This window comes from Kiloniella antarctica, assembly GCF_042682825.1.
In the GTDB taxonomy this organism is placed as follows: domain Bacteria; phylum Pseudomonadota; class Alphaproteobacteria; order Kiloniellales; family Kiloniellaceae; genus Kiloniella; species Kiloniella antarctica.
Genome location: NZ_JBHUII010000001.1, coordinates 652,626 through 667,114, shown reverse-complemented (window position 1 = coordinate 667,114; position 14,489 = coordinate 652,626). Strand labels below are relative to the sequence as shown.

The window sequence follows — 14,489 nt, the reverse complement described above, 5'->3', positions numbered from 1 at the left end:
GTTGGTGAGGAAACGTTGATGTACGTGGCGCATATACACCTTTTGTGGTCGGTTATGGTATTTTGGTTATGATTTTTCAGTTAAGGTGTGTTAAAACGCCTGACTAAAAAAATCAAAAACTGTTTCGCATTTTTAAATTATCAAAAGAGAAGGAAGAGACGGACTTCTGAAGTCATTATCAGGAGATTTTGTTTCGGGGGCTACTTCTATTATGTTGGAACTTAACGACCCGGCGCCAGTTCTTGGCTACGATGATTTTATTTATGGAAAAGGGGAAAGTGGGGAGTGTTATATCACCCATATTAAAGTTCCCCGTTTTGTGGCTTTAATTTCAGTAAGTGATCTTAAGCCGTGTTTGCAGGAAATCACTTGGTGGGATGAGCGCCCTTTTGGTGTGGCTTTCGATCACCTGTTAACACGTGCGATTACGGTTGTTGAGACGATCGTTGCCGAGGGCGAAAATGATCTGACTCAAAAAATAAAACAAGCTGTCGACCTACTTGAAGAGCGTTTTAATATTGAACTTCATACTTTGCGTGACAGTGAAGAGCGTATGGAAGCGCAGGCACAGGAAATGGTGGGCCTGGCAGAAGAGCAGCAATTTAATATTGAAAAACGCAAAGCGGCCGAGCTGGCCTTAATCTTGTCTGAAGAGCAACTGAAAATTCAGATTTCCGAACTAAGAGATAGCGAGGAGCGTATGGAGTTGCAGGCTCAGGAACTTGTGGCGCTTGCTGAAGATCTTCAGGCCGCGGAACAGGAAATGAAGTTTCTGGCATTGCACGACGCTTTGACCAAATTACCTAGTCGACGTTTGTGCATGGATCGGCTTGAACAGGCTATGATGAATGATCGCCGAAACAAGACTAAAACCGCTGTTTTGTTTATTGATCTGGATGGTTTTAAAGTCGTGAATGATAGTCTGGGGCATGAGGCGGGTGATGCTGTATTGATTGGTGTTGGGCAGAGGTTGAAAGCTCTTATTCGGGAAAATGATACTGTTGCTCGTATCGGTGGAGACGAATTTGTTGTGTTGTTGAACGAGGCCGGACAACGCGAGGATGTGGCCTTGATCGCACAGGAAATTGTTGCAGAACTCTCTGTCCCGTTTTTAATTAAGAATGATAAAATCAAGGTTGGAGCAAGTATCGGTATTGCGATTTCTCCTGACGATGGCGGATCAGCCAAAGCGGTTATACGAAATGCAGACCAGTCGATGTATTTGATCAAACGTCAGGGGAAAAATAATTATGGGTTCTTTTCTAAATAATCCTGTCTCCCGGTAATTCCGGGTAATTTTGACCTTTGAGTCTTTTCGTTGAATATCCGCAGTTGATTAACGCTGATAAGGACAAAGGCCCTGTATCAATGACAGGGCCTTTGTTCTGTTTCTACCTTCAACTACTAGCTATTTCGCACTGTATTGAGGAAGTCCTGGACCTCTGATCGTAGATTTTCGGCCATGGTCTGCATTTCACTGGAGGACTGCAGTAGATTATTTGCTTCAGCACTTACCTGTGAGGAAGCTTCTGTCACGACAGCGACGTTACTGGAGACTTCTTGTGTACCGGAAGCGGCTCTTTGTACACTGTTGGATATTTCTTGAGTTGCCGCTCCTTGCTCTTCGATTGCAGCAGCGATAGCATTGGCAAATTCGTTCATTTTTTCAATCGTGGTACTAATATTTTTGATTTCTTGAACGGATTGAGTACTCGCACCTTGAATACCATCGACCTGGGTTTGGATATCACCTGTGGCCTGGTCGGTTTGGTTTGCCAAGGTTTTTACTTCCGATGCCACGACAGCAAAGCCTTTTCCGGCATCACCCGCGCGGGCAGCTTCGATGGTTGCATTAAGGGCAAGAAGATTGGTCTGACCTGCTACATCTGAGATCAGACTCACAACTTCGCCAATACGTTGGGCGGCTTCAGCAAGCTCTGTAACAGTGCCATTGGTACGGTTCACACCTTCTACGGCCTCTCCGGTCACTTTAATAGATTGAGTAACCTGAACGCCGATCTCACGTATGGCTGCGGATAGTTCTTCTGTTGCCGCAGCGACGGTCTGGACACTCAAACTGGTTTCTTCGGCCGCATTGGAAACGGCAAGAGCACGGGCGTTTGACTCTTCCGCACTGGAGGTCAGTTGGCTTGCAACATTTTGCGTTTTACTCGAGGCCTGAACAACGGCTTCAACAATAGATAAAACGGACTGTTCAAAAGAATCAGCCATTTGATGAAGAGTGTTCCGGCGCTCTTCGGCTAGACGTTCTGTGGCCTGCTCGTTTTCTCTGGCAAGGCGGCCCATTTCAATGGCATTCGTTTTAAACACATTCACGGCTGCGGCCATTGAGCCGATTTCGTCGGTCTGTTCTTGACCGGGAATATCGACTTCAAGGTTACCGCTGGCCAAATTTGTCATGGCACCTGTCATGGCGAGGACAGGTTTTGATACCCATAATCGTACCAGAATGCCAAGAAGTCCCATGATAGCCAATACGGCGACAACTGCTGTTATAATGGCGGTTATCCTGAAGTCTGTGAGCGACTGAAAGGCGGCATCGCGATCAATTGCGAGACCCAAATACCAGTTAACAGTCGGCAGGCCTTCGACTTGAAAAAAGGCAAACATCTGGTCGTTTGAGCTCTCGGCAAAAGATGCCATATCGGGACTGACTGTAGGAGGGGAATCAGGAAAGGCGTCATTGATTGATTTGAGCGTCCATTGTTTGTCGGGATGGATTAGTATTGTTCCCTTGTCATTGACGAGAAAGGCATACCCGATGCCGCCGAGATCGACACTGCGAATAAGATCACCCAACACGGTAATTTCAATATCACCGCCAGCAACGCCCAGCACTTTATCGCCGTCGATGACGGGTGTTGTTACCGTAACAATTAAATTTCCAGTTGAGGCATCTTCATAGGGTTCGGTTAATGTGCTGGAACGAGCGGCAACGGCATCTTTGTACCAAGGTCGTGCCCTAGGGTCATATCCATCAGGTAAAGCATCGTTGGGAAACATCGTCATGACGCCTTGGTCACTACCAAAATAGGTAAACATGAAAGTGTCACTAAGAACTTTTCGATCGACATAGGTCGCAACCTTCTCAGAGCTGGGATCTGTAACGATATTCTGTCCTACATTTTCGATTAAAAATTGGCGACCGCTAATCCAGTTGGCAATGCCTGTCGTCGCGAGGTTTCCTGTTTCGATCACATTTGATTTCAGTGATGCACGGATTTCTGCTTTTTGATTGATATCAAAATATAAAATAAAGGCAGAAAAAGTAACCACAACAATCAAAGCCGCAGCTGCTAAGATACGGCTACCAATGTTAAAGGACATTGCACGAGACTCCTTGTTACCACACTTGGTTGATCAGGATTAGTTGAATAACTCCGTCTATTATTTCTCCAATTTATAAAGAAAGCATAAAAGTGTAATAATTTAAAATCGAGTTTGAATTGCCAAAATATGTGTCGGGACGCATGGAGGGGAGGTGACGATCAGGTGTAAACCGATAATCCGAGAATAATTTGACAGTTGTTATCTCTGTCTACCAGCGGCATGAGCAATCGTTCGATTGTTTTGTATTCTGGAACAATATATTGCGGCGTACCTTTACGATAGAGGGCCTTTTGGGTTCGTACGACGTAATGATAGTCGTCATAAGCACCGCTATTGAGCGCGTCTGGGAAAGCTTCATCCAGCCACTGCCCTGTTGGTTCTTTTCCCAGGATTGGGGTTAGGGCTGTGCCGAGTAATCGAAATTTATATCGAAGAGGGTCGTTGTGGATATCCAGCATCCATACAAGGGGAAGGAGGTCGACAATATCCATTGGATCGAAGTCTTGTCGTCTAGGTAGTTCGTTACTTTTAGGATGAATTGATAACCAGTAGTTATAAATCTTACTAATCTTTGAATTCCATTCACTTTGTGTGAAAGGAATATCTGTGTTTGTTGGTCCAACCATATAGGGCATTCACTTGCTATTCGTTTTCTTATTCTATCTTGTCTAAAGTTAGAAAGCTCTTAATAAAGGACAAGATTGCAGGAAATGTTTACCTGATCATAATTCAGGGAACCTGTGGCCAAACGTTGCTTTTTGATTAAGCATGATTTTTTAATATACCGGTTTTCAGGACAGTGAAGTACCGATTAAGATAATATTACCCGATCCTTAATCTGCCAGTATCGATTTGCGATACGAATAACGCATAAATAATCTACTGAGGAGCAGCTATGTTCAAGGCCCTTGTTGTCGATAAATCTGAAGACGGTGTCGTAACTTCTGCAATTCAGGAGCTGGATGACAGTCGTTTGCCACTTGATGGTAACGTTACCGTTGCGATTGAGTATTCAACCGTTAATTACAAAGATGGTCTTTGCCTTACGGGGAGTGGTGGCTTGGTTCGCAACTATCCTCATATTCCTGGAATTGACTTTGCGGGTGTGGTCGAACAGTCAGATGATGCGCGTTATAACCCAGGGGATAAAGTTATTCTCACAGGATGGCGGGTTGGTGAAGCTTGGTGGGGGGGATATGCACAAAAAGCCCGTGTTAAAGCCGACTGGCTTGTTCCTTTGCCTAAGAGATTGAGCACACAACAAGCAATGGCGGTTGGTACGGCAGGGTTCACGGCGATGCTTGCTGTTATGGCGCTGGAAGATCATGGATTGTCTTCTGAAAAAGGGGAAGTGTTGGTCACGGGTGCTGCGGGAGGGGTTGGTTCTGTGGCAACGTCGATTCTTGCAAAACTCGGATATGATGTTGCAGGGGTGACTGGTCGGCCTGAAACAGCTGATTATCTTAAATCGATTGGAGCAAGTCGCGTTGTGGCGCGAGAAGAGTTAAATGAAACAGTTAAGCGTCCGCTTGAAAGTGAAACCTGGGCTGGGTGTATTGATGCTGTTGGCGGGAACATGCTTGCGCGTGTTTTAGGGCAAATGAAATACGGCGGATCTGTTGCTGCTGTCGGATTGGCTGGGGGCGCAAATTTACCAGCAACCGTGATCCCGTTTTTGTTGCGGGGGGTTAATCTATTAGGGATAGATTCGGTGATGCAACCCTTTGAAAATCGTCAACGGGCATGGCAACGTGTGGTTTCTGATCTCCCGTTGGATAAACTCGAAGCTATCGTTCAGCCAGCCAAGTTAAGTGATTTACCAGAACTTGGGGCTGCTATCTTAAAAGGATCTGTTCAGGGGAGAGTTGTTGTTGATGTCAATGCCTGACCAAGCTCACCCTTTTGTTCAAGAACTGACACGAGAAGATATTTCTGAAATTTTGAGATTGGTCGAGGCCTTAAATTGGACGCATGTCGAAGCTGATCTTGAAGTGATGCTTCGCGTTGGGTTATTTTTAGGATTACGCGACGATCGTGGAGAGATCATCGCGACGGGAGCACTTTTCCCTTATGGTGAAACGTTGGCATCTGTTGGTATGATCATGGTGAACCCTAACCATCGCAGGAAAGGATATGGCAAGGCGATAATGCTGGCTTTGCACAGGAGCGATGTCGCACGCGGGAGACACTTGTGCTTGGTTGCAACTGATGAAGGTGAACCGCTTTATCGAAAGCTTGGTTATCACACTGCGAGCCGTATCCGGAAATTTTTCGCTGATCCAAAGGAGGTCAGAGAGAAAACACAAAGTTTACGCTTTCCAGAGTTCAAACTAAGGACTGTTGTAAAGAGCGATTTGGCGGCCTTAATCCAACTGGATACCTGTTCGGTAGGTGGTGAGCGTGAAAACCTATTAAGACTGAGACTCGCACAATCAGATATTGGTTATGTGATGGAAAGCTCTCAGGATAAAATTGAAGCTTTTGCGCTTTCTTGCCAACAGCGTGCACAACGGCATATCGGACCGATTACGGCACCTCATCGAGACGTGTCTCTTGCTATGATCTTGGCATTGGCGGAAAAAGAGAGTCGTGAATTGCGGATTGATGTTCCGGAAGAACAAAGTGAGTTACATGAGATTCTACCTGATCTTGGGTTTCGTCTCATCGCAAACCCTCCGGCTATGTTACGGTCTGACCCGGTAGCGAATGTACATTCGTATCCGGAGAGGCGTCGGGATTATTGGGCGATAACAAGCCAGGCCTATGGTTAAGTTTTTGCCTGTCGGTAACTGATCTTTTTATTCTCTCGCTCAAGGATTCTTTCTTAAGGAAAGCAAACCTCGATCGTCGTGCCGACATCAAGTGTGCTATTTAGGAGTAACGTACTATTATGACACCACGTAAGGGCCTTAATTATCGTTAAACCCAATCCTGTGCCGAGGTGTTTTTTTGGTAAAGGCGTTTTCCGCCTGAGCAAAAGGCTCTTGAACTCTTAATAGATCTTCTTTGTTTATACCAACGCCAGTATCTCTAACTGAAATAATCATTCTCTTTGTTAGAGTGTGGCGAGCTTGCATACTCACTGTGCCGCCAGCTGGTGTGAATTTAATTGCGTTTGTCAGGAGGTTAATCAAAATTTGTTTAAGGTGTCTTTAGATCACCGAGAAGAAAAGGGAAGTTATCGGGTATTTCACTTTCAAGTGTCAGGTTGGAATTTTCAGCTTGGGTCTTCATCATTCTGGTGCACTTTGAAAAGAGATCTTTAATATCTATGGGGTCTTCACGAATACCCATTTCACCGATTTCGACACGCGCGACATCAAGGATATCGTTGATGAATTTTGCGTCTGGGGGCGATCCAATAAACAATTCCAAAGAGAAAATCTAGATGAGCGAGATCAATAAACAACCTAAAGTAATCTATGGGCCTTAAAGTTTTGTCGATGAATCAGAGGTGAAACTGTTGTTGATAAATAAAGTCGACGATCAAAAATTAAAGATCGCAGATGGCTATCCGAGATCTTTAATTTTTTAGGACTATTTTTTGTATTCTGAGCGAGTGGACTTCTGGTGGGCCCCTGGCAGGAAGAGGGGCCGTTGAAACGGTAATAGTTGGGTGAGAATGGACAAACCAAGTAGCTGTGTTTAGGGCATCGTATCGCCGCGAGATGGGAACGCTGACAGGTAGAGGAGCTATGGTTACCGACGTCAGCGAGCAAGCGGGACATGATAAATCCAAACTGCTTTCTATTGGTTGACCGTCATCTTCAGAATTTAAGGAGAGAACTCTTAATCCTCTTGGCGTGCAAATGATAAAGACATCATCTGCTTCCAGATCGAATTTTAAAGATGAGTGCGCCCAACTTTGGTCCAACGGTACAAGAAGTTGAAATAATAAAGAAAAAGCAGCGAAAAAAGCAAACAGCGAGCGTCGCAAATTATGGCGTGGTGAGACATCGCCTTTTTGCTGTGCACAGATGTTTTTTTGTAATCGCAACTTTGAACCTTAAAAATGTCAACTTTTGGGATGGAGCCTAAGCTAATTGTATCAACGTACGAAGCTTAAAGGAGGTTTGTTTGCGTAGCATTGATATTGATCAATGATGTCTTCCTATTATGGTGACTAATGGATAGAAGAGTGGGAAGACTATTTCAGATTAATAAGAGTATAAAATTTGCTAGATTTGAAACATTCGCCTGTCCTTTGTATCGGAGCGGCCCATTGGGATGTGCGCTCACAAAGCCAGGAACCTGTTCGAAGGGGAACCTCTAATCCTGTTTCTGTTTCTCGCTATCCAGGTGGTGTGGCTCACAATGTTGCTGTGAACGTATGCCGGCTCGGCAGTAAAACGGGGCTGGTGAGCCGATGGGGAAATGATTCTGCCGGGGATGCCATACAATCTCTTTTAACGGACAAGGGTTTAACTGTTATTCCATTGCCGCGTTCCATGATTTATCCGACCGCGACCTACACTGCGGTTCTGGAACCCAATGGAGAACTGGCTTTTGGTTTAGCAGACATGGCAATATACGATGATTTTACAGAGGATATTCTTGCCGCGTTAAAGAGTGACTTTAAATCGTTTCCTATTTGGTTTGTTGATACCAACTTACCCATCGAGACTCTTGACGTGTTGACCCGTTGGCAACAAGGCAATGGATTTATTGCTGCAGATGCGGTTTCCGTTGCCAAGTCATCAAAACTGTTGAGCGTTATCAATCGCCTGGATTTATTGTTTTGTAATAGAGATGAAGCCGCTGAATTAACGGGAACAAGTTTAAAAGTTGAAAGTGATATTGTCGCAGCAGGTAAAGAATTGATTTTACAAGGCGCTCGGGCAGTTATCATCACGATGGGATCCCTGGGTGTTCATTTGTTTGACGGGGAAGGGCACCGATATTTTCAAGCGAAAACAGTTGACGTTGTGGATGTCACAGGGGCCGGAGATTCTTTAATCGCTGGTACTTTAAGTGGAATATCCAGAGGGTATGACCTTGAACACTCGCTTCAACTCGGTTTGGCAACAGCCGCCTTCACCCTCAAAAAGCAAGGGGCCACGACTGAAGACTTGCGAGAATTGAGCGTTGACGCTATTGGCACCGTTTAAAATAAAATCAACTTTCCAATAATTGGCTAAAATAATGAATTCAAAAATTACAGATTACCTTGATATAACACCGGAAGTCACAGCAGCTTTGGCTCAAGGACGCGCTGTTGTCGCGCTTGAATCTACAATTATCGCTCACGGCATGCCCTACCCAAAAAACGTTGAAACTGCGCGTGAGGTTGAAGAAATCATTCGTAATCGAGGCGCCGTTCCGGCGACAATTGCTGTTCTTGATGGTCGGATACGAATTGGCCTAGATGATTCTGATCTTGAGCGGCTGGGACAAGCAAAGAACGTTGCCAAACTGTCTCGTAGAGATTTGCCGATGATTGTTGCACGTAAGGGTGACGGAGCAACAACGGTTGCTGCAACAATGATTTGTGCGGCATTTGCTGGGATTTCAATTTTTGCTACAGGCGGTATTGGGGGGGTGCATCGGGGCGCAGAAGGAAATTTTGATATATCTGCTGATCTTGATGAGCTTTCCAAGACGTCTGTTGCTGTTGTTTGTGCCGGGGCAAAGTCGATTTTGGATTTACCAAAAACGCTAGAGTATTTGGAAACAAGAGGTGTTCCTGTAGTTGGTTATCAAACAGACCAGTTTCCTGCGTTTTATTGTCGAGAAAGCGGTCTGAGTGCCCCTTTGACGGCACAAGATCCTGAAACGATTGCCGCGATGTTGAAAGTTCAAAGGGATCTTGGTTATGAAAGTGGGGCGGTGATCGCGAACCCGATCCCTCAATCTCACGCGATGGACGCTACCGAGATGAATCTTGTGATTTCATCGGCCCTTTCAGATGCACAAAATGATGGTGTGGTTGGTAAGGCTATTACACCTTATCTACTTACCAAAATTGTTGAGTTAACTGATGGTCGAAGTCTTGAAGCCAATATTGCATTAGTGAAAAACAATGCGGTTCTTGCTGCGAATATTGCTGTAAAATTGAGTGCTTTAGCTAAGGTTTGAGTACAGGATCTCAGGCTTTAAAGCCATGTTTTAAAAATAGATGTCATCTGAAGATTATTTGGTGGCATTTATTTTTTTTGTATTTTGAACGGTGTTCACTATTGTGCTGTTAAGCACATAATTGGGGAACTATAATGGCACGGCGTGTTGATCATAATCACGAAGAACTTAAAGAAATGATTTTGGAAGCTGCGCGTCATCTTGTTGAACAAGAGGGTTATTCATCCTTGAGTATGAGGAAGATCGGTACTGCTATCGGTTATTCTCCAGGTACAATCTACAATATATTTTCGAATCTGGATGATCTAGTGTTGCAACTTAATGCGAGAACGCTTGATGAATTGTATTTGGCATTGGCTAATATCAATAAAGATGGGTCTGTTGAAGATAACTTTGACATGCTCTTACGTGGATATCTTGAGTTTGTAGAAGCAAAGAGAAACTTATGGCGTACCCTCTTTGATCATAGAGCAATAATGGGTTGTGATTTACCTGATTGGTATGGTGCGCGTGTTGAAAAGTTACTCGCTTTACTGGACGATACTTTAAGGCCGTACTTCAAAGGCAGAGATCCGGTTAGTTTAAGGAAATCCTCAGCAACCCTATGGGCAGGACTGCATGGGATTGTGTCTCTTACTGACAGCAACAAACTGAATGTTATCTCAGACGCTAACCCGTTAGAACTTTGTCGACTGCTTGTAAGTCAATTTTTAAATGGTCTCAAACTTTCTCCTTCAGTGGGGAGGGGCTGAATAGTGGATATGGTAAAATACTTTAGACAAGGCATGTCTTACGCCACTGAAAATCTTCGATTTGAACAAAGTGCGCCTCTTAATTTCCAGATGCCAACCTTGGGTGGGAAACAGCTTTGGCGTGATGATTTTGTATATGCGGGATGGCGTATACAATCAAATCTCTTCAGCGGTCATTCCCGGTTATTGGCCCCCGATGATATGCGTTATGCTTGGGGAGGTTATGAAGATTGTTTGGGCGTTTTTAAAAAAATTAAAGCTGAGGAACAAATAAACGCACCTATCGATCCCAAAGAGGGGGGGATTCATCTCGTCCTTATGGTTCATGGGATTACCCGTTCTGGAGACACATTTACCAGAATGAAGCCTATATTTGCTGCACAGGGATTGGAAGTTGCTGCCATAACTTACCCTTCGACGCGCGCTTACATCCAAGATCATGCGAATCAGTTGGATCAACTTCTTAACAGAAGACCTGATGTCAGAAAGGTGTCGTTTGTTACCCACTCCATGGGAGGCTTGATTGTGCGTGAATTACTCAGCCTTGAAAATAAATGGAAGACACATACAGCATTGGGTCGGATCGTGATGATTGCGCCACCGAATCAAGGTTCGATTGTCGCCGAATATATAAAACAAAGAATGCTATATCAGCTTATCTATGGGAAATCGGGGCAGGAGTTGGTACCGGATATCGCACAGACTCTTCCCGTGCCTTTATGCGAGTTGGGGATCATTGCCGGTGGTAAATCTGATGGCCGGGGCTATAACCCGTTGTTAGTGGGAGATGATGATGGCGTTGTAACTGTTGCGGAAGCTAAGCTTTCTGGATGTGACGACTTTATTGTATTACCAGGTTTACACTCTTCCATGTGTAACCAAACAGAGGTTATTTCTGCTGCTTTGAATTACATTCAAGTAGGAAATCTTGGGCTTTAAGTAAGTCATATGTTGGAAAAACGAAGTCTGATGCTGGTTGTGAGTTTGGTCGTGCTTTCGGCGGCGTTATTGCTTGCCTCACCTATTCCTCAGGATCCTGCCTATCATATTTTTGCCGATACGCGTAGTTGTTTGGGGGTGGCAAATTTTGGAGATGTTATTTCAAACGGTGGATTTCTGCTGGTCGGATTGATTGGTTTGGTCAAATTGAAAGCTCTGTGGCAGGGAGGACGGTTTGATAATTTCTGGCAGATGAGCCCATTTTTACTGTTCTTTATTGCAGTGGCTTTTGTTGCCCCAGGCTCTGCGTATTATCATGAAGTTCCAGATAATGATCGCCTGTTTTGGGATCGTTTGCCAATGACAATTGCCTTTATGTCACTTTTTGCCGGAATACTTGCCGATCGTGTGCATGTTCTATTCTCAGGTAAGGCATTGTGGGTAATGGTGTTATTCGGCGTTGTGTCTTTACTTTATTGGCGGCAGACCGAAATTCAAGGTGTTGGGGATCTGCGTCCATACGTTTTGGTTCAGTTTTATCCTTTGGTGGTTTTGCCTTTGATTTGCTGGTTATATCCAAGATTTAACTTAACACCGGTGAGGTATCTGATTTGGATGTATGTTTGGTATACTACCGCCAAGGGATTGGAGTTTTTCGACGCAGAGGTTTATCAATTTTTTGAAACAGCTTTAAGTGGGCATAGTCTTAAACATTTGGTTGCTGCCCTGGCGGTCTATATGGTTGTGAAAATGCTTTCCGATAAAACGGTACTTGTATTAAAGCTATAGCAAAAAGGAGCCCGTTAAGGCTCCTTTTTGATTAATAAGTAATGTTCTAAGGGGAGTTAAATTCCGCCCATACAGAGGTATTTGATTTCAAGGAAATCTTCCATACCGTACTTTGAGCCTTCGCGACCGACTCCACTTTCCTTAACGCCGCCGAACGGAGCAACTTCGTTGGAGATAATGCCTTCATTGATACCAACAATACCATATTCAAGTGCGCGAGAAACACGCCATACTCTTCCGATATCACGGCTATAGAAGTATGCAGCAAGGCCAAATGGTGTGTCATTTGCCATCTTCACTGCTTCTTCTTCAGTTTTGAATTTGTAGAGCGGAGCAACGGGACCAAAAATTTCCTCGCTGAACACGCGCATCTCATCGGTGACACCGGTAATTACCGTTGGTTCAAAGAAGGTACCGCCAAGATCATGGGGATTTCCGCCAATAATGGTTTTTGCACCCTTGCTAACGGCGTCGTTTATCAACTCGCTTACTTTGCTGGAGGCTGCTGCGTTAATGAGCGGGCCTTGTTGAGCACCTTCTTCAGTGCCGGGAGCAACCTTAAGAGCTGCAACCTTTTCAACGAGTTTCTTGGCAAAGGCATCATAAACACCTTCTTGTACGAGAATACGGTTAGAGCACACACAGGTTTGACCTGCATTACGGAATTTGCTCATCATTGCGCCCTCGACGGCGGCATCAAGATCGGCATCTTCGAAAACGATAAAGGGCGCATTACCACCAAGTTCCATCGAAGTTTTTTTAACGGTATCAGCACATTGCTTCATCAAGAGTTTTCCAACAGGAGTGGACCCTGTGAAAGTAAGTTTACGGACAATTTTACTCTCGGTCAGGGCTTTGCCGATTTGCTGGGGAATGCCAGAGACGATATTCATGACCCCTTTTGGAATACCTGCCCGTTCGGCAAGTTCCGCTAGTGCAAAGGCGCTGAGAGGGGTGTCTTCAGCAGGTTTGATTACCACCGTACAGCCCGCCGCAATTGCTGGCGCGCATTTGCGTGTGATCATGGCAATGGGAAAATTCCAAGGGGTAATAGCTGCAACTACACCAATGGGTTCTTTGTTTACGATAAGGCGACGTCCGGGAAGATGTTCAGGGATGGTGTCGCCATAGATACGTTTACATTCTTCTGCAAACCATTCGACAAAACTGGCCCCGTAGGCCACTTCACCCATGGCTTCAGCTAAAGGTTTCCCTTGTTCCAAGGTCATGAGCAAAGCCAGATCTTCCTGATTGGCCATAATCAACTCAAACCATTTACGCATGATTTGAGAACGCTCTTTTGCGGTTCTATCTTTCCAGGGGCCAAAAGCTGTCTGTGCGGCATCAATTGCACGTTTGGTCTCTGATTCACCCATTTTGGGGACAGAGGTAATGATGTCGCCATTTGCAGGATTAGTAACAGCAAAGGTTTCTCCACTGTCTGCATCCGCCCATGTGCCATCAATATAGCATTTATTCCGCAACAACGAAGGGTCTTTAAGTTCCATAGTGGCCTCACGAGAAAGAAGGGGAAGAAAGGCATCATAGGCACAGCCTATTGCCGAGGACAACGGCCCAGTATGATTATTTAGTGCTCGTAATTGTGATAGCAAGCTCTGAAAAGAGAGGCAATCAAACTATTTTATTGCATGTTAAGGCATGATTTTTAACCGTGATAAGAGGAATAGTTCATCAATGATTATAAATTTGAGGCATAAATGCATAGGTGCCTTTCCTTTATGGAATTACGAGAGCGCTTTGCTTTTGTGTTACACTAGGCTATATCAAACTCGCGCTACCTAAGTGAAACTGGAGCCATCAGCGCAATGTCGGGCTCCCCGGTCGCAGCCTACCCGGTAGAAAAACAAGGATTGGAATGTATGAAAACACTCGTCATCTGTTCAGGTGGCTTAGACTCAGTTACGCTTGCGCACAAGGTTGCTGCGGAAGCTGAGTTAACACGCCTGATATCTTTCGACTACGGACAACGTCATAAGAAAGAACTCGATTATGCCCGTCTTTGCGCCGAGCGCTTGGGGGTTCCACATAACATTATAGACATTGCCAACGTTGGTGCTTTGCTTTCTGGGTCTGCCTTAACTGATGATCTCGATGTCCCTGATGGACATTACGCGGAAGAGACTATGAAAGTGACTGTTGTTCCTAATCGTAACGCGATTATGCTCGCGATAGCTTTCGGTGCGGCTGCTGCTGAACAAGCTGATGCTGTCGCCGCTGCAGTACACGGTGGGGATCATTTTATTTATCCGGATTGTCGGCCAACGTTCATTGATTCTTTTGAAGAGATGCAGCGTCATGCCCTTGACGGATATGCTGCCGTAAAACTTTACACGCCTTTCGTACACATCCCCAAAAGTGATATTGCAGCTGAAGGTGCACGCCTTAAGGTTCCTTTTGAGGAGACTTGGTCTTGCTATAAGGGTCACGAACACCATTGTGGTCGTTGTGGAACGTGTGTGGAGCGCCGCGAAGCTTTCCATATCTCTGGTGTTGAGGATCCAACGGTTTATGAAGATCCGGATTATTGGCTCGAAGCTGTCGAAAAAGCAAAGGAGGGATAGT

Annotated in this window: 14 protein-coding genes; 9 read left to right on the top strand and 5 right to left on the bottom strand. The window is 45.0% G+C overall.

The features are described 5' to 3' along the window. Positions 1 to 211 precede the first annotated feature (211 nt). Positions 212 to 1,270: a diguanylate cyclase domain-containing protein gene (locus ACFSKO_RS03200; protein WP_380248342.1), complete on the top strand. Its 1,059-nt coding sequence runs from the start codon at positions 212 to 214 to the stop codon at positions 1,268 to 1,270. A gap of 134 nt (positions 1,271 to 1,404) precedes the next feature. Here the strand turns inward: ACFSKO_RS03200 and ACFSKO_RS03195 are convergent, their stop codons facing one another. After that, positions 1,405 to 3,348, bottom strand: a complete 1,944-nt coding sequence (locus tag ACFSKO_RS03195; protein ID WP_380248339.1) for a methyl-accepting chemotaxis protein — start codon at positions 3,346 to 3,348, stop codon at positions 1,405 to 1,407. A 161-nt stretch (positions 3,349 to 3,509) separates the two neighbouring features. Continuing rightward, positions 3,510 to 3,977 (bottom strand): PAS domain-containing protein, encoded by a 468-nt coding sequence (locus tag ACFSKO_RS03190; RefSeq protein ID WP_380248337.1) that lies wholly within the window; start codon positions 3,975 to 3,977, stop codon positions 3,510 to 3,512. Positions 3,978 to 4,246: 269 nt separating this feature from the next. Here ACFSKO_RS03190 and ACFSKO_RS03185 point away from each other — a divergent pair, with 269 nt between their 5' ends. Continuing rightward, on the top strand, positions 4,247 to 5,239 hold the full coding sequence (locus ACFSKO_RS03185) for an MDR family oxidoreductase (RefSeq protein ID WP_380248335.1): 993 nt from the start codon (positions 4,247 to 4,249) through the stop codon (positions 5,237 to 5,239). Next, positions 5,226 to 6,122, top strand: a complete 897-nt coding sequence (locus ACFSKO_RS03180) for a GNAT family N-acetyltransferase (RefSeq protein WP_380248333.1) — start codon at positions 5,226 to 5,228, stop codon at positions 6,120 to 6,122. The genes ACFSKO_RS03185 and ACFSKO_RS03180 overlap by 14 nt, the downstream gene beginning before the upstream one ends. 138 nt (positions 6,123 to 6,260) lie before the next feature. On the opposite strand, the gene ACFSKO_RS03175 is transcribed toward ACFSKO_RS03180, so the two are convergent. Together ACFSKO_RS03175 and ACFSKO_RS03170 are read right to left on the bottom strand one after the other, a co-directional pair. Then, positions 6,261 to 6,485, bottom strand: coding sequence for an ATP-binding protein (locus tag ACFSKO_RS03175; RefSeq protein WP_380248331.1), 225 nt, complete (start codon positions 6,483 to 6,485; stop codon positions 6,261 to 6,263). 7 nt (positions 6,486 to 6,492) lie between these two features. Beyond that, positions 6,493 to 6,726: a hypothetical protein gene (locus tag ACFSKO_RS03170; RefSeq protein ID WP_380248329.1), complete on the bottom strand. Its 234-nt coding sequence runs from the start codon at positions 6,724 to 6,726 to the stop codon at positions 6,493 to 6,495. Between the two features lie 800 nt (positions 6,727 to 7,526). On the opposite strand from ACFSKO_RS03170, the gene ACFSKO_RS03165 reads away from it, so the two are divergent. The 5 genes from ACFSKO_RS03165 to ACFSKO_RS03145 all read left to right on the top strand — a co-directional run bounded on the left by ACFSKO_RS03165 (position 7,527) and on the right by ACFSKO_RS03145 (position 11,906). After that, a complete protein-coding gene (locus ACFSKO_RS03165) occupies positions 7,527 to 8,459 on the top strand; it encodes a carbohydrate kinase family protein (protein WP_380248327.1) in 933 nt (310 codons plus the stop codon). 34 nt (positions 8,460 to 8,493) lie between these two features. Further along, complete coding sequence (locus ACFSKO_RS03160; protein WP_380248325.1) at positions 8,494 to 9,426, top strand: pseudouridine-5'-phosphate glycosidase; 933 nt, start codon at positions 8,494 to 8,496, stop codon at positions 9,424 to 9,426. A gap of 134 nt (positions 9,427 to 9,560) precedes the next feature. Beyond that, positions 9,561 to 10,178: a TetR/AcrR family transcriptional regulator gene (locus ACFSKO_RS03155; protein WP_380248323.1), complete on the top strand. Its 618-nt coding sequence runs from the start codon at positions 9,561 to 9,563 to the stop codon at positions 10,176 to 10,178. 9 nt (positions 10,179 to 10,187) lie between these two features. Further along, a complete protein-coding gene (locus ACFSKO_RS03150; RefSeq protein ID WP_380249426.1) occupies positions 10,188 to 11,117 on the top strand; it encodes an esterase/lipase family protein in 930 nt (309 codons plus the stop codon). Between the two features lie 9 nt (positions 11,118 to 11,126). Then, positions 11,127 to 11,906 (top strand): hypothetical protein, encoded by a 780-nt coding sequence (locus ACFSKO_RS03145; RefSeq protein WP_380248321.1) that lies wholly within the window; start codon positions 11,127 to 11,129, stop codon positions 11,904 to 11,906. Positions 11,907 to 11,962: 56 nt separating this feature from the next. On the opposite strand, the gene ACFSKO_RS03140 is transcribed toward ACFSKO_RS03145, so the two are convergent. After that, entirely contained in the window at positions 11,963 to 13,414 is a 1,452-nt protein-coding gene (locus ACFSKO_RS03140) for an NAD-dependent succinate-semialdehyde dehydrogenase (RefSeq protein WP_380248319.1), read from the bottom strand. Positions 13,415 to 13,732: 318 nt separating this feature from the next. Here ACFSKO_RS03140 and queC point away from each other — a divergent pair, with 318 nt between their 5' ends. After that, a complete protein-coding gene (gene queC, locus ACFSKO_RS03135) occupies positions 13,733 to 14,488 on the top strand; it encodes a 7-cyano-7-deazaguanine synthase QueC (protein WP_380248317.1) in 756 nt (251 codons plus the stop codon). Position 14,489 lies beyond the last annotated feature (1 nt).

Coding starts and splice junctions, on each gene's coding strand:
- ACFSKO_RS03200 (WP_380248342.1), top strand. CDS start 212: ATGTTGGAACTTAACGACCCGGCGCCAGTTCTTGGCTACGATGATTTT.
- ACFSKO_RS03195 (WP_380248339.1), bottom strand. CDS start 3,348: ATGTCCTTTAACATTGGTAGCCGTATCTTAGCAGCTGCGGCTTTGATT.
- ACFSKO_RS03190 (WP_380248337.1), bottom strand. CDS start 3,977: ATGGTTGGACCAACAAACACAGATATTCCTTTCACACAAAGTGAATGG.
- ACFSKO_RS03185 (WP_380248335.1), top strand. CDS start 4,247: ATGTTCAAGGCCCTTGTTGTCGATAAATCTGAAGACGGTGTCGTAACT.
- ACFSKO_RS03180 (WP_380248333.1), top strand. CDS start 5,226: ATGTCAATGCCTGACCAAGCTCACCCTTTTGTTCAAGAACTGACACGA.
- ACFSKO_RS03160 (WP_380248325.1), top strand. CDS start 8,494: ATGAATTCAAAAATTACAGATTACCTTGATATAACACCGGAAGTCACA.
- ACFSKO_RS03155 (WP_380248323.1), top strand. CDS start 9,561: ATGGCACGGCGTGTTGATCATAATCACGAAGAACTTAAAGAAATGATT.
- ACFSKO_RS03150 (WP_380249426.1), top strand. CDS start 10,188: ATGGTAAAATACTTTAGACAAGGCATGTCTTACGCCACTGAAAATCTT.
- ACFSKO_RS03145 (WP_380248321.1), top strand. CDS start 11,127: ATGTTGGAAAAACGAAGTCTGATGCTGGTTGTGAGTTTGGTCGTGCTT.
- ACFSKO_RS03140 (WP_380248319.1), bottom strand. CDS start 13,414: ATGGAACTTAAAGACCCTTCGTTGTTGCGGAATAAATGCTATATTGAT.
- queC (WP_380248317.1), top strand. CDS start 13,733: ATGTCGGGCTCCCCGGTCGCAGCCTACCCGGTAGAAAAACAAGGATTG.